Source organism: Micromonospora sp. WMMC250, assembly GCF_027460215.1.
Taxonomy (GTDB): Bacteria; Actinomycetota; Actinomycetes; order Mycobacteriales; family Micromonosporaceae; genus Micromonospora; species Micromonospora taraxaci.
The window spans coordinates 1,154,251-1,179,123 of the sequence record NZ_JAPZBJ010000002.1 but is presented as its reverse complement, the minus strand read 5'-3'; the positions used below and the strand labels follow the sequence as shown (position 1 = coordinate 1,179,123).

Genomic DNA, 24,873 nt, shown 5'->3' with positions numbered 1-24,873 from the left:
CACTTGTTCGGATCGGCGCTCCCCCGGCGCGTCGCCGTCTCCGGTCATAGGGTGAGCCTCATGTCGCAGGCGGAGGCACGGCCCGAGAGCGAGAGCGTCGGCACGGTGATCGTCGCGGGCGCCGCCAACCTCGCCATCGCGATCGCCAAGCTGATCGCCGGGGTGATCTCCGGCTCGGCCGCGATGCTCTCCGAGGCCGCGCACTCGGTCGCCGACACCACCACCGAGGTGCTGCTCTACCAGGCGCTGCGCCGCGGCTCCCGGCCGGCGGACCAGCGGCACCCCTTCGGGTACGGCAAGGAGAGCTACGTCTGGGCGTTCTTCGCGGCGATGTTCACCTTCGTCGCCGGCGCCGGTTTCGCCGTCACCCACGGCGTCACCACGATCCTGGTGCACGAACACAGCGGCGACTACCTCATCTCGTACATCGTGCTCGGGGTGTCGTTCGTCATCGAGTCGATCTCCCTGACCCGTGCCGTGCGCCAGGTTCGCCGTGAGTCCCGACGCTGGCAGACCACGCCCCGACGGTTCCTGCGACTGACCGCCGACACCACCGTCAAGGCCGTCTTCCTGGAGGACAGCGCGGCCCTGATCGGTCTGCTGCTGGCCGGGCTCGGCGTCGGCCTGTCGCACGCCACCGGCGACGAGGTGTGGGACGGCATCGCGTCGATCCTGATCGGGCTGCTGCTGCTGGCGGTCGCCGGGATCCTCGCCGCCAACAACCTGTCGCTGCTGGTCGGCCGGGCGGTTCCGGAGCGACTGCGCCAGGAGATCGAGCAGGAACTGGCCGGGCTTCCCGAGGTCGAGCGCATCGACACCCTGCTGACCATGCAGCTCGGCCCGGACGACATCCTGGTCGCCGCGAAGGTCGACTTCCGCGACGAGGCGACCGGCGCGGAGATCGAGGCCACCGCCGACGAGGCCGAGCGGCGGCTCACCGGCCGGTACCGGGAGATCCGCTTCGTCTTCCTCGATCCCACCCGTTCGCTGCCGGGGGCCTCCGGCACCGCCCGGCACACCCAGGCCACGCCGAGCCCGGACGCCGGCGGCGACCCCGAACCGACCTGATCCGCGCCACCAGCGCACCCGGACGCGGGCCGTCGGGCCCGCGCGGCTAGCGTGCCCGTCATGGTGCGATGGCGTACGGGGACGGTGGCGACGCTGCGACGGCAGTGGACCGGGGCGGTGGAACTCGACGTCGACCTGCCCGACGGCACACGCATGCGGGCGCTGGCCTACCCCGAGCTGGTCGGCACGCCCGAGCCCGGCGACCGGGTGCTGCTCAACGCCGGCGCGCTGCTGATGGGGCTGGGCACCGGCGGGTACGCCCTGGTGGTGGCCCTGCCGGACCGGCTGCCGCCAGACCCCGCGTCGGTCGGCGACACCCGGGATGCCGGGCACCTGGTGAAGGCCCGTTACACGCCGCTTCAACCGATCCTGCTGGGCGTGGACGAGGAGGCGTCACCGCACCGCGACGTGCTGGCCGACGCGGACGACCTGGGCGGCCTGCCGGTGGTCACCGCCGACCTGCACTCGGCGCTACCGGCGATCCTGGCCGGCATCCGGGCCGACGCCCCGCAGGCGCGGGTGGCGTACCTGCTCACCGACGGTGGGGCGCTGCCCGCTTGGTTCTCCCGCACCCTCGCCGGACTGCGCGAGGAACTGGCCGGCACGATCACGGTCGGGCAGTCCTTCGGCGGCGACCTGGAAGCCACCACACTGCACGGCGGTCTGCTCGCCGCCCGGCACGTGCTGGGCGCCGACGTGGCCATCGTGGCCCAGGGGCCCGGCAACCTGGGCACCGGCACCCGGTGGGGCTTCTCCGGCGTCGCGGTCGGTGAGGCGGTCAACGCGATCGCCACGCTGGGCGGCCGGGCGGTCGGGTCGTTGCGCATCTCCGACGCCGATCCCCGACCTCGGCACCGGGGTGTGTCGCACCACAGCCTGACCGCGTACGGCCGGGTGGCGCTCGCCCCGGCGGACCTGGTGGTGCCCGAGGACCTGGATCCGGCACTCGCCGCCGAGGTGGACGCGTCGCTGGCGCCCCTGATGACCCGGCACCGGATCGTGCGGGTGCCCACCGCGGGTCTGGACGCCGCGTTGCGGTCCAGCGCCGTGCCGCTGTCCACGATGGGTCGCGGTCTCGACGCCGACAACGCGTACTTCCTGGCAGCGGCCGCCGCCGGCCGCCACGCGGTAACCCAGCTCCCCTGACCCACACCGAGTTGATCAAGAGGTTCGCGTCGGAAACCGGGCTCGGCTCGACGCAAACCTCTTGATCGACTCGGCGCGCACGTCCCGGTTAGGCCAGGAAGATCAGGGCTAGCCAGCCGCCCACGATAAGGGCCAGGGCCAGGGCCAGCACCCACGTCGGCACGGTGTACTCACCGCGCCGGTTACGGTCGATCTCGGCGCGGATCTTCTCCCGCCGGCGTTCGACCCAGCTCTGCCGCTCGCCGCGTTCGGAGCGGTCGGAAGGTCCAGAAGTCGTCATGGCGCGCTCAGCTTAACCGCACGGTGCGCCGGGGCGACCGGCCCCGTCGGCTCACGCCGCCGCCGGGGCCGGCGCACCGGTCACATGCTGGCGATCAGCCGCTCCACCCGCTCGTCGTACGCCCGGAACGGGTCCTTGCAGAGCACCGTGCGTTGCGCCTGGTCGTTGAGCTTCAGGTGCACCCAGTCGACGGTGAAGTCGCGGCGCTTCTCCTGCGCGTGCCGGATGAACTCGCCGCGCAGCCGGGCCCGCGTGGTCTGCGGCGGGGTCTCCTTCGCCTCGAAGATCTCCGGGTCGGTGGCCACCCGATCGACCTCGCCGCGGCGCTCCAACAACCCGTAGAGGCCACGCCCGCGACGCACGTCGTGGTACGCCAGATCCATCTGCGCCACCCGGGGGTGCGACAACGGCAGGTCGTGCTTGCGCTGGTAGCGCTCGATCAGCCGCAGCTTGCTGACCCAGTCGATCTCCCGGGAGACCGGTTCGAGGTCACCGGTCTCCACCGCGTTGAGCACCCGACCCCACAGCTCGACGACCCGCTTGGCGGCCTGGTCACCACCCCGGCGCTCGACGAACTCGGTGGCCTTGGCCAGGTATTCCTGCTGGATGTCCAGGGCGCTGACCTCCTTGCCGTTGGCCAGTCGCACCTTGCGCCGGCCGGTGATGTCGTGCGACACCTCCCGGATCGCCCGGATCGGGTTCTCCAGGGACAGGTCGCGCATCACCACCCCGGCTTCGATCATCCGCAGCACGATGTCGGCGGTGCCGACCTTGAGCAGCGTGGTGACCTCGTTCATGTTGGAGTCACCGACGATCACGTGCAGCCGCCGGTAGCGCTCGGCGTCGGCATGCGGCTCGTCGCGGGTGTTGATGATCGGTCGGCTGCGGGTGGTCGCCGAGGAGACACCCTCCCAGATGTGCTCGGCCCGCTGCGACAGGCAGTAGACCGCGCCGCGCGGGGTCTGTAGGACCTTGCCGGCCCCACAGATCAACTGCCTGGTGACCAGGAACGGGATGAGCACGTCGGCGAGCCGGCCGAACTCGCCGTGTCGGGAGACCAGGTAGTTCTCGTGGCAGCCGTACGAGTTGCCGGCCGAGTCGGTGTTGTTCTTGAACAGGTAGATCTCACCCGCGATGCCCTCGTCGTGCAGTCGCTTCTCCGCGTCGACGAGCAGGCCCTCCAGGATCCGCTCGCCGGCCCGGTCGTGGGCGACCAGGTCGGTCACCGAGTCGCACTCCGGTGTCGCGTACTCCGGGTGCGACCCGACGTCCAGGTAGAGACGGGCCCCGTTACGCAGGAAGACGTTGCTCGACCGACCCCAGGAAACCACGCGCCGGAACAGATAGCGCGCGACCTCGTCCGGGGACAGCCGCCGCTGCCCGCGATAGGTGCAGGTGACGCCGTACTCGGTCTCGAGGCCGAAGATTCGCCGCTCCATGGTGTGACATTAGCCGCCCGGAGGCCCGGTTCGTCACTGTCACACCACAGGTCGTGCTTCGGGCGCGGTCACATACCGGTTGAGTGCGACATTCCGTCCGGTCCGAGGCTCGCCACGAACCGCTGGCAGTTGTCGTACTCCGGCAGCAGACCTTGCTCGCGGGCCTGGGCGAGGGTCGGCGCCGCCTCGTCGCGCGCGGACAGCAGCGGCACGTCGGCGGGCCACTCGATGCCCAACTCCTCGTCCAGCGGGTGCACCGCGTGCTCACCGGTCGGGTTGTACGTGGCCGAGCAGAGGTAGCTCAGCGTCGCGTCGTCGGTCAACGCGCAGAAGCCGTGCCCGAGCCCCTCGCTGAGGTAGACCGCCCGGCGGTCGGTGTCGTCCAGTCGGACGCCCTCCCAACGGCCGAAGGTCGGCGAACCGACCCGCAGGTCCACGATCACGTCGAGGACCGCTCCGCGCACGCAGGTGACGTACTTCGCCTGCCCGGGCGGGACGTCGGCGAAGTGGATGCCGCGCACCACGCCTCGCGCCGAGACCGACATGTTGGCCTGGGCCAACAGCAGGGGGTGCCCGACCGCCTCGGCGAGCTTGTCGAAGCGGTACCACTCCATGAACATGCCCCGCGGGTCGCCGTGCTGCTGGGGACTGATCTCCCAGGCGCCCCCGATGCTCAGCTCCCGGATCTTCACCACGCGCCCCCGTGCTGGCCGTTCGGCTCGGCCAGCAGGCCGAGCAGGTAGTCACCGTAGCCACTCTTGGTCAACGGCGTGGCGAGCGCCCGCAGCTGGTCGTCGTCGATGAGGCCGGCCCGCCAGGCCACCTCCTCGACGCAGCCGATCTTCAGCCCCTGCCGCTCCTCGACGACCCGGACGAACTCGGCCGCCTGCATCATCGAGGTGAACGTGCCGGTGTCCAGCCAGGCGGTCCCGCGGTCCAGGACGGTCACCGACAGCTCGCCGGTCTCCCGGTACACCTCGTTGACCGCCGTGATCTCCAGCTCGCCGCGGGCGCTCGGGGTCAGCTTGCGGGCGATGTCCACGACCCGGTTGTCGTAGAAGTACAGGCCGGGAACCGCGTAGCGGGACTTCGGCCGGGCCGGCTTCTCCTCGATCGAGAGCACCCGACCGGTGTCGTCGAAGTCGACCACGCCGTACTCCTGCGGGTTGGCCACCTGGTAGGCGAAGACCCGCCCGCCGACCGGGTCGCCGTGCGCGGCGAGCTGCCGGCCCAGGCCGACACCGTGGAAGATGTTGTCGCCGAGGACCAGCGCCACCGATTCGGTGCCGATGAAGTCGGCACCGAGGATGAACGCCTGCGCGATGCCCTCCGGGCGCTCCTGGGCGGCGTACTCCAGTCGCAGCCCGAACTGGCTGCCGTCGCCGAGCAGCCGGCGGAACTGGTCCTGGTCGTCCGGAGTCGTGATCACCAGGATCTCCCGGACCCCGGACATCACCAGGGTGGAGAGCGGGTAATAGACCATCGGCTTGTCGAAGACCGGCATCAGCTGCTTCGAGACCGCCCGGGTGATCGGCCAGAGCCGGGAGCCGGTGCCGCCGGCAAGTAGGATTCCACGCACCGGGAGAGCCTAGCGGCACAAACGCCGAACGCGCGGGGGGGTCAGGCCCCACCCGGAGCACGTGACTTCGCGTAGACTCCCCGACCCGTGAGGATCCTCGTCACCGGCGGAGCCGGATTCATCGGGTCGGAGTACGTTCGCCTGTTGCTGGGCAAGCCCCTCGGCAGTGCCGACGGCGTGCCGCCACTGGAGCCGACGGTCGTGACCGTGCTCGACAAACTGACCTACTCGGGCAACCTGGCCAACCTCGACCCCGTCCGCGACGACCCGCGGCTGCGGTTCGTGCAGGGCGACATCTGCGACCCCACCGTGGTCGACGAGGTCGTCGCCGACCACGACGTGATCGTGCACTTCGCCGCCGAATCACACGTCGACCGCTCCATCGCCGGCGCCGCGCCGTTCGTCACCACCAACGTGCTGGGCACCCAGACGCTGCTCGACGCCGCCCTGCGCCACCACACCAGCCGGTTCGTGCACGTCTCCACCGACGAGGTCTACGGCTCCATCGACGAGGGCTCCTGGACCGAAACCTGGCCGCTGGCCCCGAACTCGCCGTACTCGGCGTCGAAGGCCGGCTCCGACCTGCTCGCCCTGGCCTACCACCGCACCCACGGCATGGACGTCGTCGTCACCCGCTGCTCCAACAACTACGGCCCGTACCAGTACCCCGAGAAGGTCATCCCGCTGTTCGTCAGCAACCTCCTCGACGGCGCCACCGTCCCCCTCTACGGCGACGGCGGCAACATCCGCGACTGGCTACACGTCCACGACCACTGCCGCGGCATCGCCCTGGTCCAGCAGAAAGGCCGCCCCGGCGAGGTCTACAACATCGGCGGCGGCACCGAACTGACCAACAAGGAACTCACCGGCCGACTCCTGGACGCCTGCGGCGCCGGCTGGGACCGCGTCGTCCCCGTCACCGACCGCAAGGGCCACGACCGCCGCTACTCCCTCGACATCACCAAGATCCACGAGGAACTCGGCTACACCCCCAGCATCACCCTCGACCAGGGTCTCGCCGACACCGTCGCCTGGTACCGCGACAACCGCGCCTGGTGGGAGCCGTTGAAGGCGGCCCCGACCGCATGAGCCGCGTTCTCGTCACGGGTGCCGGCGGCATGCTCGGGCAGGACCTGGTCGCCGTCCTGGCGGCCCGGCCCGACCTCAAGGTGACCGCCGCCACCCGCGCCGACCTCGACATCACCGACCCCACCGCCGCCCGCCACGCGGTGACCGGCCACGACGTCGTGATCAACGCGGCGGCCTGGACCAACGTCGACGGCGCCGAGACCAACGAGGCCGCGGCGACCGCCGTCAACGGCGGGGGCGTGGCCAACCTGGCCGCGGCGTGCGCCGCCGACGGGATTCGGCTGATCCAGGTCTCCACCGACTACGTCCTCGCGGGCAACGCGGACACCCCCTACCCGGAGGACGCCCCCACCGCGCCGGTCAACGCCTACGGACGCGGCAAGCTGGTCGGCGAGGAGGCCGTCGCGCGACTGCTGCCCGACACCGGGTACGTCGTGCGCACCGCCTGGCTCTACGGCGCGCACGGCCCGAACTTCGTGGCCACCATGCTCCGGCTCGCCACCCAGCACGAACACCTCGACGTGGTCGACGACCAACACGGCCAGCCCACCTGGTCGTACACGCTCGCCGAGCGCTTGGTCGCGCTCGCCGACGCGGCACTGGCCGGACAGGCGACGCCGGGCGTCTACCACGGCACCTGCGCCGGGCAGACGACGTGGTACGGGCTGGCCCGCGCCGCGTTCGCGCTGGCCGGGCTGGATCCGGACCGGATCCGACCCACCACGAGTGACCGGTATCCGCGTCCCGCCACCCGGCCTGCGTACAGTGTGCTAGGGCACAGCCGCTGGGCGGCCGCGGGTCTGCCGCCGCTTCCCGACTGGCACAGCGCCCTGGTTGACGCGTTCCACTCCCCCGCTCCACCCGCCCCGTGGAAGGTCGCATGAAGCTCACCCTCGTCACCGGCCTGACCGGCCTGCTGCTCCTCGGCACCATCGTCGAGCTGCTGCGCCGCCGTCAGCTACGCGAGAAGTACGGCATGCTCTGGCTCGCCGTTCTGGTTGTCGTGATCCCGCTGTCCCTGTTCCCCCGGCTGCTCGACAACGTCGCTGAGCTCCTCGGCGTCGCCTCCGGTGTCAGCCTGGTGCTCTTCCTTGGCATCGTCTTCCTGCTGCTCGTGTGCGTGCACCTGAGCTGGGAGGTCAGCGCCCTCGAAGAAGAGACCCGCACCCTGGCCGAAGACTTCGCCCTGCTCCGCGCACAGATCGACGCGGACCGGGCCGCCCGAGACGAACTGGTGTCCAACGATGGTTAACGGCAAGCGCACCTTGATCATCATCCCGGCGCTCAACGAGTCGGGCTCCATCGCCGACGTCGTCGGCGAGGTCCGCGGGGAGCTGCCCGGCGTCGACGTCCTCGTCGTCGACGACGGCTCCACCGACCGCACCGCGGCCGTCGCCGTGGCCGCCGGCGCCCGCGTCGCCAAACTGCCGTACAACCTCGGCGTCGGCGGCGCCATGCGCCTCGGTTACCGCTACGCCCGCGACAACGACTACGACGTCGCCATCCAGATCGACGCCGATGGTCAGCACGACCCGCGGTACGTCCCGAAGCTCGTCGACCTGCTCGACGACAACGACCTGGTCATCGGCGCCCGGTTCGCCGGCGAGGGCGACTACAACGTCCGCGGCCCCCGCCGCTGGGCGATGGTCATGCTCTCCGCCGTGCTGTCCAAGGTCGCCCGCACCAAACTCACCGACACCACCTCCGGCTTCCGGGCCGCCAACCGGCGGGTCATCGAGATGTTCGCCGGCTGGTACCCGGCCGAGTACCTCGGCGACACGGTGGAGACCCTGGTGCACACCGCCCGACGCGGATACCGCATCAAGCAGGTGCCCGTCGCCATGCGCAAGCGGATGGCCGGTACGCCCAGCCACTCCCCCGCCCGGGCGATGATCTACCTCGGTCGCGCATTCGCCGTCCTCACGCTGGCGCTCATTCGCCGGTGATCAGTCGCCTGCTACGCCTGATCCCGCCCGGCACCATCGCTGTTGGTGCCGGGCTGGGTCTTCTTGGCCTCGCCTCCTACGTCCACCTCGCCGTCGCCGGCCACAGTCTCAGCGGGGCCGACTACAACCGCCTGTCGGTGCTCTGGTCGATCGTGTTCACCCTCGGCATCGGCATCTTCATGCCGATCGAGCAGGAGGTCGCCCGAGTCGTCGCCGCCCGGCACAGCCAAGGGCTCCCCCCCGGGCCGGTGCTCGCCCGGGGCGTCACCGTCGCCGCCGCGATGCTCGCCGTGCTGGTGCTGGCCGTCACCGCCGGCCGCCAACTCCTCGCCGACCATCTCTTCCACGGCGACGGCACCATGGTCACCGTGCTCGTCGGCGCGCTCGCCGCGATGGCCGTCGCCTACACCACCCGCGGCGTCCTCTCCGGCCTGCAGCTCTTTCCCTGGTACGGCACCCAGCTCGGCATCGACGGCGGGCTGCGCATCGTCATGGTCGCCCTACTCGGGCTCGCCGGCGTGACCTCCCCCATCTGGTACGGCGTCGTGCTCGTCGTCGCCCCGCTGGCCAGCGTCCTGCTCACCCTGCCGCCAGTGCTGCGCGCCATCGGCGGCGGCCCACCGGTCGCCTGGGCCACCCTCCTGCGCGGCCTCGGGCTGCTCACCGCATCCAGCCTGCTCTCCCAGGTCGTGGTGAACGTCGGCGTGATCAACCTGCAGTTGCTCGCCCCCTCCGACACCGCGGCCGCCGGAGCGTTGCTCTCCGCTCTCGTGCTGGTCCGCATCCCGCTGTTCGTCTTCGGTTCGATGCAGGCCTCACTGCTGCCCGGCCTGGCCACCACCGCCACCACCGGCGACCAGGCCGGCTTCTACAGCCTGCTGCGCCGGGCGGTGGGCATCGTCACCGCGCTCGGCCTCACCGGGGCCGTCGGTGCCGTGCTGCTCGGGCCGTGGCTGGTCGGCGTGCTCTTCGACGCCCCCGGCGTCCTCGGCCACGGCGACTTCGCCTGGCTGGCCGCCGCCACGCTCGCCTACCTCTGGGCGATGGTGCTCGGCCAGGCCCTACTCGCCCTCGACCGGCACCGCGCCCAGGCCCTCGCCTGGACCGTCGGCGTCGCCGCCCTGATCATCGTGACGCTGCTCCCGGCCCCGGTGATCCTCCGGGTCGAGCTGGCCTACACCATCGGCTCCGTCATCGTGGCCGCCACCATGGCAGTGCTGCTACGCGGCGGCATTCGCCGACCCCCCGCCCGACCCTTCACCGACGCCGCCACCCCCGCCGTATCCGGAGGCATCCGATGACCCGCCCACAGGTGACCGCGGTCATGCTCGCCTACGGCGCCGAGCCGTACCTGGTCGACGCCGCTCAAGCCATCCTGGCCAGCACCGACATCGACATCGACCTGGTCGTCGTCGACAACGGTTGCACCGGCGATGGCATCGACATCGTCAAGGGCTTCCCGCAGGTGCGGGTCGTCCGCCCCGAACAGAACACCGGCTACTCCGGCGGCTGCCGGGTCGGCGCCGCCGAGGCCACCGGTGACTGGCTCGCCTTCGTCAACTCCGATGCCATCGTCGCCCCGGACGCCCTCGCCAAGACCGTAGCCGTCGCCGCCGAACCGGGCGTCGGCGCCGCGATGGCCTCCATCCGGCTCGCCGACACACCCGAGCTGATCAACACCTCCGGCAACCCGCTGCACTTCACCGGGCTGTCCTGGGCGGGCGGCAACGGCGAACCCGCCACCGCCCACGCCGTACGCACCAGCGTGCCCTCGCTCAGCGGCTGCTGCTTCGTGATCAGCCGCCAGCGGTGGCAGGAGCTCGACGGCTTCGCCGCCGAATACTTCGCCTACCACGAGGACACCGAACTCAGCCTGCGGCTCTGGCAACGCGGCCTGCGGCTGGAGTACGTCCCGGACGCCGTGGTGCGCCACCACTACGAGTTCTCCCGCAACGACCTGAAGCTCTACCTGGTGGAACGCAACCGGCTGGTCACCCTGCTCACCGCGTACCAGACCAGGACGCTGGTGGTGCTCGCACCGATGCTGCTGCTCACCGAGGCCGCCATGCTCGCCGCCGCGCTGGCCGGCGGCTGGACCAAGCAGAAGACCCGCGGCTGGGGTTGGCTGTGGCGCAACCGATCCTGGGTCGGTGCCCGCCGCCGTCAACTCCAGACCGAACGCACCGTGCCCGACGGAGTGATCGCCGAGCTGATGACCGCCCGGGTCGCCCCTTCCAACGTCGACTCGCCCCCCGGCATGGGCGTCTTCAACGCGGTCGCCGCCGGCTACTGGGCCCTCGCCCGACCGTTGCTTCAGCGCCGCTGACGCGACCGGCGCAGGGACAGCGCCGCCGACGTGGACAGACGACACAAAGCGCCGGGACCGCCTCGCGGTCCCGGCGCTTTGTCGTGACACACAATCAGCTGTCGGCCTGCCCCGGACGATCCTCCAGATCGGCCGAACCCGCCGAACTGGTCGGTTTACCCGCCTCGGCGGTCGGCACAGTCGGCGTGTCCCGCTCGTCGGTCGCCGCCGGCGCCTCCTTGCCGTCCAACAGCGCGGTCAGCGCGGCCCCGGTGATCCGCCGGAACGTCCGACCGACCCGCTGACGGTCCAGCACCGCCACCTCAAGCTGGTTCGCCGCGATCGTCCGCGCCGCACCACCCTCGCCGCCGGCGCTGCCGAGCGCCTGCACCGCGACCTTCACCGCCTCACCGAGGGACATGTCCGCCCGGTGGTTGGCCTTCAGCACACCGGTGATGGCCTCGGCCTGGCCGCCCATCGCCATCCGCCCCGGCTCGTCGTTGACGGAGCCGTCGTACGTGAGCCGGTACAACTCGTCGTCGTCGGCCGTGGCCCCGACCTCGGCCACGCAGATCTCCACCTCGAACGGCTTCGACTGCTCGGTGAAGATCGCGCCCAGGGTCTGCGCGAAGGCGTTGGCCAACGCCCTCCCGGTCACGTCCCGGCGGTCGTAGCTCAACCCGTTCAGGTCGGCCATCCGCACACCGGCCCGACGCAGGTTCTCGAACTCGTTGTAACGGCCGACAGCGGCGAAGCCGATCCGGTCGTAGATCTCACTGACCTTGTGCAGGGCGCTGGAGAGGTTCTCCGCGACGAAGAGCACCCCGCCGGAGTAGCTCAGGACCACCGCGCTGCGCCCCCGGGCGATGCCCTTTCGGGCCAGCTCGGAACGGTCGCGCATGATCTGTTCGGGCGAGGCGTAGAACTGCATTGCCACGGCGGCGGTTCTCCTTACGGCGCTGTGCTGACGACTGCTGGCTGGTGGGGGTGGACGGGGCTCAACCGCCCGGGTTCTCCATCCGACCGGAGACCACGCTCTCGGCGATCGCCGCCGTCTCGGCGTCGGTGAGCCGGTAGGTGCCCTCGGCGGTCGCGGTCATCACCACCGGGTAGATCCGCCTGGTCAGGTCCGGACCGCCCGTCGCGGTGTCGTCGTCGGCCGCGTCGTAGAGCGCCTCGACCGCGAGCCGGGTCGCGTCGGCGACGGAAATCCCGGCCCGGAACCGCTTCTTCAACGCGGACTTGGCGAACAGCGACCCGGAGCCGATCGCGTCGTAGCCGGTCTCCTCGTACGGGCCACCGGTGACGTCGAAGCTGAAGATCCGACCGGCCCGCGCCGGGTCGGCGGCGGCCAGGTCGAAGCCGGCGAAGAGCGGCACCACGGCGAGCCCCTGCATGGCCGCGCCCAGGTTGCCCCGGATCATCGAGGCCAACCGATTGGCCTTACCGTCCAGCGAGAGCATCGCGCCCTCGATCTTCTCGTAGTGCTCCAGCTCGACCTGGAACAGCCGCATCAGCTCGATCCCGATGCCTGCGGTGCCCGCGATGCCGACCAGGGAGTACGCGTCGGCCGGATGCACCTTCTCGATGTCGCGCTGGGCGATCAGGTTGCCCATGGTCGCCCGCCGGTCGCCGGCCATCACCACACCCTCGGCGGCCGTGATGGCCACGATGGTGGTCGCGTGCGGCGCCAGGTCGGCGGCCATGCCCGGCGGCAGCGCTCGCCGACCGGGCAGCATCTCGGGGGCCACCCGACTCAGGAACGTCGTGAAGGAGGACGTCCCCGCGTTGGTGAACACATCTGGTAGACGCCCGGATGGATCAAAGCCCGCTGCCACGTGGTTCCTCTCAGGTACGTGATCGCCCTGGCCAGCCTCGTGGGACTGTCACGGAACTGGCCAAGACCACCGTTGCAGTTGAAGCAGAGTATCCCGCGCACCCATCCGGTGCGATGATCGTGGTCCAGATGTTGTGGGTCCGCGCCCCCACAGATCGCGCAGACCCCGCCCTGCTCGGCCAGGAGCTCCTGAAACTCCTTCTCCCCCACGCCGTACCGCCGCCGCAAGTGGTATTCGCGAGTCCCGCCGTGCAGGCGAAGCTTGCTCTCCTTGCCCTTCGCGTTGTGACAAGGTTTGCAGTATCGGCCGTAGCCTCCACGGCCGGAGCGATTCCGTGGAAAGTCATCGAGGGGTTTCGTGACATCGCAGTCCGGGCACCGCCGATGGCCTTCCGGGGCGGCGGGCAGCTGCCGCACGTCCCTGCCCTGCTGCTCCTTCACGCGCTTGGCGTAGCTCGCCTTGGATCGAACATTGAAGCAGGGCTTGCAGTAGCTGCCCCGACCGTCCGGTCGCTTACTGCTAACGCAGAATTGATCAAGGGGCAGCCACTCACCGCAGTCGCGGCAGCGTCGGTGGCCATCCCGGTCACCCAAGGGCATGTCCGTTTTACCCAGCTATGCCCTACTCACCCCCTTTCTGCACATAGCCCCTCACGAACTCTTCTGCATTCTCTTCGAGGACGGAGTCGATCTCGTCGAGGAGGTCGTCGACGTCCTCGGTGATCTCGGCGTGCCGCTCGGCCACCTCGGGGTTGGCCTCGGTGGTGACGTCCTCGATTTCCTCGCCCTGACGGGACTTGCCGGACTGCGACTGCCCGCCGCTGTCATGAGTGGCCACAGCTGCCTCCTCCACGATCGTCTGCGATGAACTTACCTCGCGCGGGCGACGAAAAGCCCGCCGCGCGCCGGCTTACGGCACACGGCGGGCGGCAAATCTCGAATCAGCCCCCGGTCAACGTCTCCAGCAGGTCCTTGGCGCTGGCGCACCGGTCGAACAGCGCACCCACGTGTGCCCGCGTGCCCCGCTCCGGCTCCATCATCGGCACCCGGACCAACGACTCCCGGCCCACGTCGAAGATCACCGAGTCCCAGCTCGCGGCGACCACCTCGGAGGCGTACTGGGCCAGGCAGCGGCCGCGGAAGTAGGCCCGGGTGTCCTCCGGGGGCTCGGTCATCGCGGTGCGGGTCTCGTCGTCGGTGAGTAGCGTCTTCATCGCCCCCCGGCTGACCAGGCGGTGGTAGAGGCCCTTCTCCGGTCGGACGTCGGAATATTGCAGGTCGACCAGTTGGAGCTTGTGCGAGCCCCAACCGAGCTTCTCCCGCTCCCGGTAGCCCTCCAGCAGCCGCAGCTTGGCCACCCAGTCCAACTCGTCGGCGCAGAGCATGGGGTCGCGACCCAGCCGGTCCAGGACGCTCTCCCAGCGGTCGAGCACGTCGACGGTCTGCTCGTCAGCGTCGGTGCCGTACCGGTCGTCGACAAAGGACCGGACCCGCTCCAGATAGGCCCACTGGAGGTCGAGGGCGGTCAGCCGACGGCCGTCGCGCAGGCGCATGCGGTGCGTCAGGGTCGGGTCGTGGCTGACCGCGCGTAGCTCGCTGACCGGGTCGGCGATGCCGAGGTCAGCCCCGAGCGCCTTCTCCTCGATCATGGTGAGGATCAGCGCGGTGGTGCCGACCTTGAGGTAGGTGGAGATCTCGGAGAGGTTGGCGTCGCCGATGATGACGTGCAGCCGACGGTATTTGTCGGCGTCGGCGTGCGGCTCGTCGCGGGTGTTGATGATCGGACGCTTGAGGGTGGTCTCCAAGCCGACCTCGACCTCGAAGAAGTCGGCGCGCTGGGAGATCTGGAACCCGCTCTGGCCGCCGTCCTGACCGATGCCGACGCGCCCGGCGCCGCAGACGATCTGCCGGGTGACGAAGAAGGGCGTCAGGTACGCCACGATGTCGGCGAACGGCGTCTGGCGGCGCATCAGGTAGTTCTCGTGGGCACCGTAGCTGGCGCCCTTGTTGTCGGTGTTGTTCTTGTAGAGGTGGATCGGCTGACTGCCGGGGATGGTGGCGGCGCGGCGGGACGCCTCGGCCATCACCCGCTCGCCGGCCTTGTCCCACCGCACCACGTCTCGGGGTGTGGTGACCTCGGGGGTGGAATATTCGGGGTGCGCGTGGTCGACGTAGAGCCGGGCGCCGTTGGTGAGTATCACGTTGGCCAGGCCGAGGTCCTCGTCGGCGAGCGCCTCGGCGGGGTCGTAGGCGGCACCCGAGTAGGTGAAGCCTCTCGCGTCGCGCAGCGGCGACTCTTCCTCGTAGTCCCACCGGGCCCGCCCGCCCCGGTTGAGTTCGGGGCGCGCCCCATAGGCGTTGACCACCTGCGATGAGGTGACCATCGGGTTGGCTCCGGCCTGACCGGGCACGGAGATGCCGTATTCGACCTCGGTGCCCATGATCCGACGTACCGTCATGCGACCACTCGCTTCGCTCGCCCACGGAGCCGGCGTGCCCGCCGCTCACACCATCGAGACTAGTCTGCGCGATGGCGCACCGCGCGACCCTGTGGGTCGGCGCGGCGCGGCTGGGGCGTGCGTCAAAGTCCTCGATCGAGCCGAGGCGGAGTCCGGGCGGCGGTCCGGCGACGCGGAGATGGGCGTGGATACCACACCGTATCCACGCCCATCTCCGACGCCGCAGGCCGTCGCCAGGCCCGCCGCAGGCCGGTCAGGGGCCTTGGCAGACGTCCTAGGGCTTGAGCGGCACCACGGTGAGGCCGTCGCGCAGGGCCGGGTCGGCGGTGAGCGCGCCGTCGATGGCCTTCTGGGCGGCCGGGTCGGCGACGATGAGGCGTAGCGGGCGGGGTACGCGGCGCAGGATCTCGGCGGTCCGGGCGGGCTCGTCGTAGATCCGGAAGTAGATGCCGGGTTCGGTCTGGCCGCTGGTCCCCTGCATGGCGGACAGGAAGATCGACTCCCGGTAGCCCTGCAGGCCCTGCTTGTCGAGGACCAGGGTGACGGTGCCGGGGATCGCCGGGTAGTTCCGGTAGGCGATGTTGGTGACCGACGCGGTGCGGGAGACCGCCCGCACGTCCCGGCCGGCCCAGTCCTTGGCCCAGGTGCCGTTGCCGCCGTTGCGGTGGAAGTAGCCGCCGGTCCAGCCGATCAGGCCGGTGCCGGCCAGCAGCGCGAGCGTGACGAGGGCCGCGGTGCCGACGGCGGGGATGGCGCCGACGACGGGGCGGCGGCGCGGTTCACTGTCGGTGCTCGGGTCGGCTGGCACCGGGAGCAGACGGGCGAGCGCGGCCGCGCCGATGGTGAGCACGACGAGGACCAGGTGGGCGGTCTTGCCGAAGTAGTAGGCGGGCTGGGTGCCGTTGGCGATGTTGACGGCGGCCATGCTGGCGGAGAAGAACAGCGCGACGGCCAGGGCCACGAGGTAGCGCCGCCAGGTGGTGTCGGCGAGGTTGGTCCGGACCAGAACGGCGGCGAGCACGAGCGCGCCGAGCCCGAGCATGGTGTTGTAGGTCTCGACCGGTGGTGTGCCGCCGGGGGCGGCGAGCGCCTCGCTCTGGCCGGCGACGAGGACGCCGATCACGGCGACCAGCGGGGCCAGGGCGGCGGTGAGGACGGCGACGATGGCGACGGTGCCGGCGCGGGTACGCAGTCGGCGCCGGTCGGCGATCAGCCAGCAGAGCACCATGGCGCCGGTCGGGAAGAGGAAGAGGTAGTAGCTGAAGCCGATGCCGATCAGCAGCGCCCCGACGAGGATCAGTTGTTCGCGGAGCCGATGCAGGGGGCGGACGACGAGGGCGACGAGGACCACGGCCAGGCTGAGCCCGAACGCCTCGCTGGGGTAGCCGGCGACCAGCAGCCGGGGCAGTTCGGCGCCGAGGACGAGCGCTGTCACAGCGATGATGAGGACAAGTCGGCGCAGCGGGTGCAGGGGGCCGGCGACGTGCTGGGCGGCCCAGACCAGCGTGAGCACCAGCAGCCCGAAGGTGGCGAGGCACCAGAGCACGTAGTGGTCCATGAGTCGCGCCCCGGTGGGTGGATCGCCGGCGCTGCGCAGGAAGCCGTCGAGCAGCGCGCTGGTGAAGTGCCAGCCCTGCGGGTAGTGCACGAGGCCGGAGAAGATCTGCTCGCGGGCGGCGTCGGGGTCGACGAAGAGGTATCCGCCGAGGCGGCCGATCACGTCGAACAGTGCCGGGTGGCGGCCGTTGTCCTCGCCGACCATCGCGAGGCTGAGTCGTTGACCGAAGGTGTCGGCCCGCAGGTAGGGGGTGGCGAGGTAGCCGGCGGCGAGGGCCGCGGCGGCGAGGGAGACCAGGTCGGACCAGCCGGGGCGGGGCAGTCGGGGGGCGCGCCGGGACAGCACGGCGGCCACCGTCAGCACGGTGAACGCCAGGCCGGTGACCGGGACCGGGTGCAGGCCCCAGGGCCAGACGCTGAAGAGAAGGCCGACGGCGCAGGTGAGGCCGCCGAGCAGCGCCAGGGCGAGCATGATCCGGTCGAGCAGGGCCCGACCGGAGCGCAGCAGACTGGCGGTTGCGAGCAGGACGATCGGGGGCAGCAGCCACGCGGCGTGGACGGCGGTCGCGGCGACGGGGACGAGCCAGCTGGCGAGCACCGCACCGAGGATCAGGCCGATGCCGGGGCGTCGGGCGGGCGGCGTGGTGGTTACCGGTTCCGGATCTTCCGTGCGGCCTTGCACTGCTGGTAGTTGCGCGGTGATGTCGGCACGCACGGTTGTCCTCGTTCGGTAGATCGGCGAAGTCGCCGCAGTCTAGCCGTAAGGGGTGTCGGCGAGGGCGCCGCCAGTCGGGTGGTGGCGGACACGGACAGCGGCGGCACCGGACGGGATCCGGTGCCGCCGCTGGACGGTCAGAGGTACTGGCCGGTGTTGCTGGCGGTCTCGATGGACCGACCGGCCTCGGTGCCCTTGCCACCGGAGACGAGCGTGCGGATGTAGACGATCCGCTCGCCCTTCTTGCCGGAGATGCGGGCCCAGTCGTCGGGGTTGGTGGTGTTGGGAAGGTCCTCGTTCTCGCGGAACTCGTCGACGCAGGCGTCGAGCAGGTGCTGCAGTCGCAGCCCCTTGCGACCGGAGGTGAGGAACTCCTTGATGGCCATCTTCTTGCTCCGGTCGACGATGTTCTGGATCATCGCGCCGGAGTTGAAGTCCTTGAAGTAGAGGACTTCCTTGTCACCGTTGGCGTAGGTGACCTCGAGGAAGCGGTTCTCCTCGGTTTCGGAGTACATCCGCAGCACCACGGCGTCGATCATGGCCGCGACGGTGGCCTGGGGGTCGGCCCCGTGCTCGGTCAGGTCGTCCGGGTGCAGAGGCAGCCCGGAGAGGATGTACTTCGAGAAGATGTCCTTGGCCGCTTCGGCGTCCGGTCGCTCGATCTTGATCTTCACGTCGAGCCGACCGGGGCGCAGGATCGCCGGGTCGATCATGTCTTCCCGGTTGGAGGCGCCGATGACGATGACGTTCTCCAGCCCCTCCACGCCGTCGATCTCGCTGAGCAGCTGCGGGACGATGGTGTTCTCCACGTCGGAGGAGACACCGGAGCCGCGGGTCCGGAAGATCGAGTCCATCTCGTCGAAGAACACGATCACCGGCGTGCCCTCGCCGGCCTTCTCCCGTGCCCGCTGGAAGATCAGCCGGATGTGCCGCTCGGTCTCGCCGACGTACTTGTTGAGCAGCTCGGGGCCCTTGATGTTGAGGAAGAAGCTGGTGTGCTTCTCCTTGCCCTGCCGCTCGGCGATCTTCTTGGCCAGCGAGTTGGCCACCGCCTTGGCGATGAGCGTCTTGCCACAGCCGGGCGGGCCGTACAGCAGGATGCCCTTGGGCGGGCGGAGCTGGTGCTCACGGAACAGGTCCGCGTGCAGGAAGGGCAACTCCACCGCGTCGCGGATCTGCTCGATCTGCGACTGGAGGCCACCGATGTCGCCGTAGTCGACGTCGGGCACTTCCTCCAGGACCAGCTCCTCGACCTCGCTCTTCGGGATCCGCTCGTACGCGTACGCCGAGCGGGGCTCGATCATGAGCGAGTCGCCGGCTCGGATCGCCGAGCCGATGAGTGTCTCGGCGAGGTGCACGATGCGTTCCTCGTCGGAGTGGGAGACCACCAGCGCCCGGTCACCCGGCCCGCCGTTTGGCCCCTCCAGGATCTCCTTGAGCATCACGACCTCACCGACCCGCTCATAGCCGAACGCGTCGACGATGTTGAGCGCGTCGTTGAGCAGGACCTCCTGGCCACGGCGCAGGTCGCCCACCTCGAGTGAGGGCGAAACCGCGACCCGTAGCTTGCGGCCGCCGGTGAAGACGTCCACCGTGCCGTCGTCGTGCTTGGCGAGGAAGACGCCGTAACCACTCGGCGGTTGCGCGAGGCGGTCGATCTCCTCCTTGAGCGTGACGATCTGCGTGCGAGCCTCCTTGAGGGTGCTCACCAGCCGGTCGTTGTTCTCGGTCAGCCGCGCCAACTGTGCCTGGGTGGCCGCCAGCCGCTCTTCGAGCTGCCGGACGTGTCGGGGGCTTTCGGTCAACTTACGCCGCACCAGAGCGAGTTCCTCCTGAAGGAACGCGACCTGCGTGGAGAGATCGTGGGCTTCCTTCTCCCACCGTGCGGCGCGCGAGTCCGCGTCGTCGCTGCGTGCTGCCACGTCCCACCTCCCCGGGGGGCTTGAACGTTCTGCCCTAACACTAGCCGCTATGAGGCCGATTCGGTCCCACGCAACACCCTCGTCACCGAACCTTGATCGCCAAGGGTGGCCTGACGGGCCGTTACCGGCGTTCGGGTACCGTCGGGGCGTAGGACGGGAGAACATGGGGGGTGCACCGGTGGCCGAGGTCGCGACCGATCAGCTGCAGGTCTGGGTGGACCAGGATCTCTGCACAGGCGACGGTCTCTGCGTGCAGTACGCGCCGGAGGTCTTCGAGTTCGACGTCGACGGCCTGGCATACGTCAAGCGCGCCGACGGTGAACTGCTGTTGGCGCCGGGCAGCCGGGTCGACGTGCCCGCCCACCTGCGGCTCGAAGTGATCGACTCCGCGAAGGAGTGCCCGGGCGACTGCATCCACGTGGTGCGCGGCGACGGTGTCGAGGTCGCCGGCCCGGACGCCGAGGACGACTGACCGACCGCACCGGCCGGGCCGCGCGAACCCGGCCGGCCCCCGAAAGGGGTACGCCTCAGAGCATCGGACGGCCGACCACCGAGGCGACCAGCCGCGCGAATTCCTCCAACCGGGCGATCTGCCCGGCACCGCCGTCGTCGAGGGTCTTGCCGAAACGCAGCGCGTCGTGTCGTGGCGTGCCGGCCATCTCCTCGCTCGGCGGCGCCTCGTCGAGTGAGGTCAGCAGCAGGTAGACGTCGATGCTGTCGACCCGGATCTCGCCGCTGTCCGACCGGTTGAGCCGCCGTCGACAGCCGACCTCGGTGATGGTGGAGACCGGCACCACCCGCAGCGACGACGTCATCGAGCCCGGCGGACCCTCCTCCGGCGGCACGTCCTCGCCGTGCCAGAGGATCAGGCGGCTGCCGTCACAGACGACGACCTCCTGCCACACGCCGTTGACCTCGTTGACGAAGCGTTCCAGCGTGAAGCCGAGCACCGACGCGCCACGCAGCACACCGCCGAGCGCCTCCAGGGCGACGTCCGGGTCGCGCAGGTAGGCGCGCGCCGCGGACTCGAGGTCCTGGTAGGGCGACCAGTCGGGAAAGACCGCGGGGAGGTCACCGCCGCCGTAGCCCGGTCGGCTCATGCCGACGCCTCCCCCTGCTCGCCGCTGCCGACGCCCAGCTTTCTGGTCACGGCCTGTCCATCTCCCCCGAACCGTCGGGAAGCGCGCCGGCCGCCTGGGCGGCCGCGGCCTGCCGGGCCGCCTCCGCCGCGCGCAGATCCTGGCGGCGCTGGGCGTACGCCTCTGTGCCCTTGCTGGGCTTGCGGCGGCGCGGAGGCGCCGTCACTCCCGGGGCCAGCTTGCGCGCGGACACCAGGAACGCGGTGTGCGCGATCATCCGGTGGTCCGGACGGACGGCGAGGCCCTCGGCGTGCCAGTCGCGCACCAGCGACTCCCAGGCCCGCGGCTCGGTCCAGCCGCCGCGCTCGCGCAACGCCTCGACCAGCTCGGAGAGCTGCGGTGTGGTGGCGACGTAGCCGATGAACACCCCGCCGGGCACCAGCGCCCGCTCCACCATGTCGAGGGTCTCCCAGGGGGTCAGCATGTCCAGGATGATCCGGTCGAACCCGGTCTCCTGGCACTGCGCGACGTCACCGACGTGCAGGTGCCACGACGGGTGCGGTCCGTTGAAGAAGGCCTCGACGTTGCGCTTGGCGATCTGGGCGAAGTCGTCGCGCACCTCGAACGAGTGCAGTTCGCCCTCGGTGCCGACGGCGCGCAGCAGGGAGCAGCTCAGCGCGCCGGAGCCGGCGCCGGCTTCGAGGACCTTCGCGCCGGGGAAGATGTCGCCCATCGCGACGATCTGGGCCGAGTCCTTCGGGTAGATGACCTGGGCGCCACGCGGCATGGACAGCACGTAGTCGGACAGGAGCGGCCGCAGGGCCAAGAACGCGGTGCCGCCACCGGAGGTGGTCACCACGCTGCCGTCGGGGAGCCCGATCAGTGTGTCGTGCGCCAGGATGCCGCGGTGGGTGTGGAACTCCTTGCCCGGCTCCAGCGTCACGGTGTGCATCCGCCCCTTGGGGTCGGTCAACTGGACCCGGTCGCCGGGCCGGAAGGGCCCTCGGTGCACGGGTGTCAGCGCCGGGGTGGCCGGGACGGTGGAGGGAGTTGCGGTCACTGTGTCATCTTCCGGTTGGGTTCGAGGAGCTGCGCGAGGTCCGCGATGTGCAGAATGCCGACGACATCTTCGCCTGACGTCACCACGTACTGTGCGCCCGGGTGGGTCTGTACGGCCTCCATCACCCGCTCGCCGTCCCAGCCGACCGACAGGGTGGGGATCGAGCCCAGCGACCGGGCGACGGTGTCCACCGCCAACCAGGGCCGACGCTCGACCGGCACCGCCTCCGCGGCGACCGGGTCGACCAGCGCCGCCGGCCGACCCGCCGAGTCGGTGACCAGCAGCGCGGAGCCCGGCTGACCGCTCTCGGCGCGTCGGCGCTGCGCCTCGGCCAGCGGCGTGCCGGTGGCCACCGGCCAGACCGGACGGGCCAACCGGGACAGGTCGATCAGCGGGAACCGGCGGCTGACCCGGGCTGCGCGGATCGACTGCCCGGCGCCGCGCCAGAGGGTGACGGCGACCAGCAGCATCAGCGGCAACGCCAGGGGCGCGAGGTAGTCGGCGACGGTGAGCACCAGGACCAGGATCGTGGTGCCGACGGCCACCACCCGCCCCGCCCAGCCGGCGACCTCGGTGCCGAGGTGCCGGTCGCGGCTCAGCCACCACACGGCGGCGCGCAGCGCCCGACCGCCGTCGAGCGGCAGGCCGGGCAGGCTGTTGAACAGCGCGACGATGACGTTGCTGACGGCGAGCTGGAAGGCGAGCTGGTGGACCACGGTCCCCGGCTCCAGGGCGAGGGTGGCGGCGACCGCGAGCACGCCGAGCACCGCGGAGACCGCCGGGCCGGCCAGTGACACCAGCAGGTCGACGCGGGGTGACGGGGCGTCCCGGTCCATCTCGGTGTAGCCGCCGAGCAGTTCCAGGGTGATCCCGCGCACACCGATGCCGTAGCGACGGGCGGTGAGGGCGTGCCCCAGCTCGTGCAGCAGCACCGAGCCGAGCAGGGACACCACGAAGCCGAAGCCGATCAGATAGCCGCTGATCTGCGGCAGGTCCAGCTGACGGGCGGCGAACTCGGCGTACAGCACAGCGATGATCACCGCGAGCAGGACCATGGAGCCGTTGAGGTGCAGCGGCACCCCGAACACCCGGCCGACGTTGAGGCCGAGCCGGCGGTCGGGTCGGCGCGGTGGCCGGGTTCGTCGCTCCATCGGCACGATGCTACGGACCGTCGCTGTGCGGGGCGGGCGGCGGTAGGTGCGGTGTCATACCGGTGCCCTAACCTTTGCGGACATGACGGCGGAACCGGTCACCACCACCCAGCCCTCCTCCCCGGCGCAGGCGCCGCCGACGGTGCGGGCCTCGCTGTCGCCGTCGCGGGCGGCGGATTTCAAGACCTGCCCGTTGCTCTACCGGTTCCGCAGCATCGACCGGCTGCCCGAGCGCACCACCATGGAGCAGGCCCGGGGCACGTTGGTGCACGCGGTGCTGGAGCGGCTGTTCGACCTGCCCGCGCAGGGGCGCACGCCGGCCGCGGCCGGCGATCTGGTGGCCCCTCAGTGGGATCGGCTGGTCACCGAGCAGCCGGAGCTGGCCGAGCTGTTCGAGGGGGCGGAGCCGACCGACCCGGCGGAGTTCCTCCGCTCGGCCGCCGGGCTGCTGGAGGGTTACTTCGCGGTGGAGGACCCGACCCGGCTGGAGCCGGCCGAGCGGGAGAGCCTGATCTCGGCGGTGGTCGACGAGGAGCTGCTCATCCGGGGCTACCTGGACCGGCTCGACGTCGCGCCGGACGGGGCACTGCGGGTGGTCGACTACAAGACCGGCGGCGCGCCACGGGAGGCGTTCGAGGCCCGGGCGCTGTTCCAGCTGAAGTTCTACGCCCTCGTGCTGTGGCGCACGCGGGGGGTGGTGCCCCGGGTGCTGCGGCTGCTCTACCTGCGCGACGCCGAGGTGCTGGACTACACGCCGGACGCCGACGAACTGGTCCGCTTCGAGCGCACCGTCGTCGCCCTGTGGCGGGCGATCGAGCAGGCGACCGCCCGGCAGGATTTCCGACCCCGGCCGAGTCGACTCTGCGACTGGTGCAGTCACCAGGCCCTGTGTCCCACCTTCGGCGGCACTCCGCCGCCGTTCCCGGTCGCGGCGGCGACCGCCGACCCGCTGCGCGACTCCCGGTCCGCTCCGGTGGCGCCCGGCGCCGACGAGTGACGTCCCGCTCCGCGGCGCGCTGACGGCCGCCCCGGGCCGCCGCGCGGGCCGCCGCCGCCGCGGACCGCCGCCGGCTCGCGGGCCAGTCGTCGCCGCGCGGGCCGCCCCCGCCGCCGCGCGGGCCGGTCGACGGTGGGTGGGCGTCCTCCCATCGGCGTGGTGGTCCCCGACACGACGCCGCCCTCCCCCGCGCCGACCCGACATCGGCGGTGCCGCTGCGATCGGGACAACGCGACGGGCCGCGGCCTACGGTGATTCGCGACGCACCGGCCGGTGTACGCGAGGATGACCGGTGCGGCAGCACGACGTCGGCGGGACAGGAGACGTGATGACCGATCGGGTGGCCCCGGCGCGGCCGGTGCGCATCCTGCTCGCCGACGACCAGCCGCTGCTGCGTACCGGGTTCCGGATGGTGCTGGGCGCCGAGGGCGACCTGGACGTGGTGGCGGAGGCCGGGGACGGCGTGGAGGCGGTGGAGTTGTCGCGCCGGCTGCTACCCGACGTGGTCCTGATGGACATCCGGATGCCGCGGATGGACGGGGTGGCCGCGACCCGGGCGATCGTCGACGCCCGCCTGCCGGTGCGGGTGCTGGTGTTGACCACCTTCGACCTGGACGAGTACGTGGTGGGCGCGTTGCGCGCGGGCGCCAGCGGGTTCCTGGCCAAGGACGTGCCCGCCGAAGAGTTGATCTCGGCGATCCGCACCATCGCGGGCGGCGACGCGGTGGTGGCGCCCCGGATCCTACGGCGGCTGCTGGACCGGTTCGCCGCACTGCTGCCCGACCCGGCGGCGACGCCCGCGGCAGCCCTCGACGCGCTCACCGACCGGGAACGTGAGGTGCTGGTGCAGGTCGCGCGAGGGCTGTCCAACGCCGAGATCGCCGGGGTGCTGTCGGTCAGCGAGACCACCATCAAGACCCACGTCGGGCACGTGCTGACCAAGCTGCGCCTGCGCGACCGGGTGCAGGCGGTGGTGCTGGCGTACGAGTCGGGTCTGGTCCGCCCCCGGGCGTAGCTCCGCGGGCCGGGGTACCTCACCCGGCGTACACGAAGATCCCTCCATGGGGGGACGGCCGGCGTTGCCGCGGTCACCTACCGTGACCGGAGACGGTCTCGCGAGGTTGACCCTCCTGTGACGTGAGGGGGCAGGGTCGGAAACACGCACGACCGACCATCTGGTCAGGGGCAACCCTGATGCGGCATCGGGGTGCACCCGCATTGGGAAATCCGCGCCGGGTCAACCC

Annotated in this window: 25 protein-coding genes; 11 read left to right on the top strand and 14 right to left on the bottom strand. The window is 71.0% G+C overall.

Features of this window, described 5'->3' with window-relative positions:
- The first annotated feature begins 60 nt into the window (after positions 1 to 60).
- The gene (locus O3438_RS04915; RefSeq protein ID WP_269678789.1) at positions 61 to 1,068 is read left to right on the top strand and encodes a cation diffusion facilitator family transporter; all 1,008 of its coding nucleotides are present in this window, start codon (positions 61 to 63) and stop codon (positions 1,066 to 1,068) included.
- A gap of 60 nt (positions 1,069 to 1,128) precedes the next feature.
- Entirely contained in the window at positions 1,129 to 2,214 is a 1,086-nt protein-coding gene (locus tag O3438_RS04910; protein WP_269678788.1) for a DUF3866 family protein, read from the top strand.
- Between the two features lie 88 nt (positions 2,215 to 2,302).
- Here O3438_RS04910 and O3438_RS04905 read toward each other — a convergent pair whose 3' ends face one another.
- The 4 genes from O3438_RS04905 to rfbA all read right to left on the bottom strand — a co-directional run bounded on the left by O3438_RS04905 (position 2,303) and on the right by rfbA (position 5,512).
- The gene (locus O3438_RS04905; RefSeq protein WP_269678787.1) at positions 2,303 to 2,494 is read right to left on the bottom strand and encodes a hypothetical protein; all 192 of its coding nucleotides are present in this window, start codon (positions 2,492 to 2,494) and stop codon (positions 2,303 to 2,305) included.
- Positions 2,495 to 2,574: 80 nt separating this feature from the next.
- Entirely contained in the window at positions 2,575 to 3,933 is a 1,359-nt protein-coding gene (gene pafA / locus O3438_RS04900; protein ID WP_088989658.1) for a Pup--protein ligase, read from the bottom strand.
- A gap of 68 nt (positions 3,934 to 4,001) precedes the next feature.
- Entirely contained in the window at positions 4,002 to 4,625 is a 624-nt protein-coding gene (rfbC, locus tag O3438_RS04895; RefSeq protein ID WP_269678786.1) for a dTDP-4-dehydrorhamnose 3,5-epimerase, read from the bottom strand.
- Positions 4,622 to 5,512, bottom strand: coding sequence for a glucose-1-phosphate thymidylyltransferase RfbA (gene rfbA, locus O3438_RS04890; protein ID WP_269678785.1), 891 nt, complete (start codon positions 5,510 to 5,512; stop codon positions 4,622 to 4,624). Before rfbA ends, rfbC begins: the two co-directional genes overlap by 4 nt.
- Positions 5,513 to 5,599: 87 nt before the next feature.
- Between rfbA and rfbB the strand changes: the two genes are divergently transcribed.
- Genes rfbB through O3438_RS04860 form a run of 6 tightly spaced genes read left to right on the top strand, consistent with a single transcriptional unit; the run spans position 5,600 to position 10,873 of the window.
- The gene (gene rfbB, locus O3438_RS04885; RefSeq protein WP_269678784.1) at positions 5,600 to 6,601 is read left to right on the top strand and encodes a dTDP-glucose 4,6-dehydratase; all 1,002 of its coding nucleotides are present in this window, start codon (positions 5,600 to 5,602) and stop codon (positions 6,599 to 6,601) included.
- The gene (gene rfbD, locus O3438_RS04880) at positions 6,598 to 7,485 is read left to right on the top strand and encodes a dTDP-4-dehydrorhamnose reductase (RefSeq protein ID WP_269678783.1); all 888 of its coding nucleotides are present in this window, start codon (positions 6,598 to 6,600) and stop codon (positions 7,483 to 7,485) included. Before rfbB ends, rfbD begins: the two co-directional genes overlap by 4 nt.
- Complete coding sequence (locus O3438_RS04875) at positions 7,482 to 7,853, top strand: DUF2304 domain-containing protein (RefSeq protein ID WP_091408675.1); 372 nt, start codon at positions 7,482 to 7,484, stop codon at positions 7,851 to 7,853. Before rfbD ends, O3438_RS04875 begins: the two co-directional genes overlap by 4 nt.
- On the top strand, positions 7,846 to 8,547 hold the full coding sequence (locus tag O3438_RS04870) for a glycosyltransferase family 2 protein (RefSeq protein WP_269678782.1): 702 nt from the start codon (positions 7,846 to 7,848) through the stop codon (positions 8,545 to 8,547). Before O3438_RS04875 ends, O3438_RS04870 begins: the two co-directional genes overlap by 8 nt.
- Positions 8,544 to 9,848, top strand: a complete 1,305-nt coding sequence (locus tag O3438_RS04865) for a lipopolysaccharide biosynthesis protein (protein WP_269678781.1) — start codon at positions 8,544 to 8,546, stop codon at positions 9,846 to 9,848. The genes O3438_RS04870 and O3438_RS04865 overlap by 4 nt, the downstream gene beginning before the upstream one ends.
- Positions 9,845 to 10,873 (top strand): glycosyltransferase family 2 protein, encoded by a 1,029-nt coding sequence (locus tag O3438_RS04860; protein ID WP_269678780.1) that lies wholly within the window; start codon positions 9,845 to 9,847, stop codon positions 10,871 to 10,873. Before O3438_RS04865 ends, O3438_RS04860 begins: the two co-directional genes overlap by 4 nt.
- A 94-nt stretch (positions 10,874 to 10,967) precedes the next feature.
- Here the strand turns inward: O3438_RS04860 and prcA are convergent, their stop codons facing one another.
- From prcA to arc, 7 genes are all read right to left on the bottom strand, one after another.
- Entirely contained in the window at positions 10,968 to 11,789 is an 822-nt protein-coding gene (prcA, locus tag O3438_RS04855; protein WP_269678779.1) for a proteasome subunit alpha, read from the bottom strand.
- A gap of 61 nt (positions 11,790 to 11,850) precedes the next feature.
- The gene (gene prcB / locus O3438_RS04850) at positions 11,851 to 12,690 is read right to left on the bottom strand and encodes a proteasome subunit beta (protein ID WP_269678778.1); all 840 of its coding nucleotides are present in this window, start codon (positions 12,688 to 12,690) and stop codon (positions 11,851 to 11,853) included.
- Positions 12,609 to 13,289: an endonuclease VII domain-containing protein gene (locus tag O3438_RS04845; protein ID WP_269678777.1), complete on the bottom strand. Its 681-nt coding sequence runs from the start codon at positions 13,287 to 13,289 to the stop codon at positions 12,609 to 12,611. Before O3438_RS04845 ends, prcB begins: the two co-directional genes overlap by 82 nt.
- 22 nt (positions 13,290 to 13,311) lie before the next feature.
- A complete protein-coding gene (locus O3438_RS04840) occupies positions 13,312 to 13,527 on the bottom strand; it encodes a ubiquitin-like protein Pup (RefSeq protein ID WP_088948111.1) in 216 nt (71 codons plus the stop codon).
- A 103-nt stretch (positions 13,528 to 13,630) separates the two neighbouring features.
- Positions 13,631 to 15,148, bottom strand: a complete 1,518-nt coding sequence (dop, locus tag O3438_RS04835; RefSeq protein WP_442929558.1) for a depupylase/deamidase Dop — start codon at positions 15,146 to 15,148, stop codon at positions 13,631 to 13,633.
- Between the two features lie 274 nt (positions 15,149 to 15,422).
- Entirely contained in the window at positions 15,423 to 17,420 is a 1,998-nt protein-coding gene (locus O3438_RS04830) for a hypothetical protein (RefSeq protein ID WP_269678776.1), read from the bottom strand.
- Positions 17,421 to 17,557: 137 nt separating this feature from the next.
- Entirely contained in the window at positions 17,558 to 19,342 is a 1,785-nt protein-coding gene (gene arc / locus O3438_RS04825) for a proteasome ATPase (protein ID WP_269678775.1), read from the bottom strand.
- Positions 19,343 to 19,520: 178 nt separating this feature from the next.
- On the opposite strand from arc, the gene O3438_RS04820 reads away from it, so the two are divergent.
- Positions 19,521 to 19,814, top strand: coding sequence for a ferredoxin (locus O3438_RS04820; RefSeq protein ID WP_269678774.1), 294 nt, complete (start codon positions 19,521 to 19,523; stop codon positions 19,812 to 19,814).
- Between the two features lie 55 nt (positions 19,815 to 19,869).
- Here O3438_RS04820 and O3438_RS04815 read toward each other — a convergent pair whose 3' ends face one another.
- The 3 genes from O3438_RS04815 to O3438_RS04805 are packed head-to-tail and all read right to left on the bottom strand — an operon-like array spanning position 19,870 to position 22,632.
- The gene (locus O3438_RS04815; protein ID WP_088989673.1) at positions 19,870 to 20,442 is read right to left on the bottom strand and encodes a hypothetical protein; all 573 of its coding nucleotides are present in this window, start codon (positions 20,440 to 20,442) and stop codon (positions 19,870 to 19,872) included.
- Positions 20,443 to 20,488: 46 nt separating this feature from the next.
- Positions 20,489 to 21,481, bottom strand: coding sequence for a tRNA (adenine-N1)-methyltransferase (locus O3438_RS04810; RefSeq protein WP_269678773.1), 993 nt, complete (start codon positions 21,479 to 21,481; stop codon positions 20,489 to 20,491).
- A complete protein-coding gene (locus O3438_RS04805; protein WP_269678772.1) occupies positions 21,478 to 22,632 on the bottom strand; it encodes a site-2 protease family protein in 1,155 nt (384 codons plus the stop codon). Before O3438_RS04805 ends, O3438_RS04810 begins: the two co-directional genes overlap by 4 nt.
- 82 nt (positions 22,633 to 22,714) lie before the next feature.
- Here O3438_RS04805 and O3438_RS04800 point away from each other — a divergent pair, with 82 nt between their 5' ends.
- Positions 22,715 to 23,629 (top strand): RecB family exonuclease, encoded by a 915-nt coding sequence (locus O3438_RS04800; protein WP_088989676.1) that lies wholly within the window; start codon positions 22,715 to 22,717, stop codon positions 23,627 to 23,629.
- Positions 23,630 to 23,957: 328 nt separating this feature from the next.
- Positions 23,958 to 24,644 carry a response regulator gene (locus O3438_RS04795; protein ID WP_269678771.1) on the top strand — a complete coding sequence of 229 codons (687 nt, stop codon included), beginning with the start codon at positions 23,958 to 23,960 and terminating at the stop codon, positions 24,642 to 24,644.
- The last annotated feature ends 229 nt before the right edge of the window (positions 24,645 to 24,873 follow it).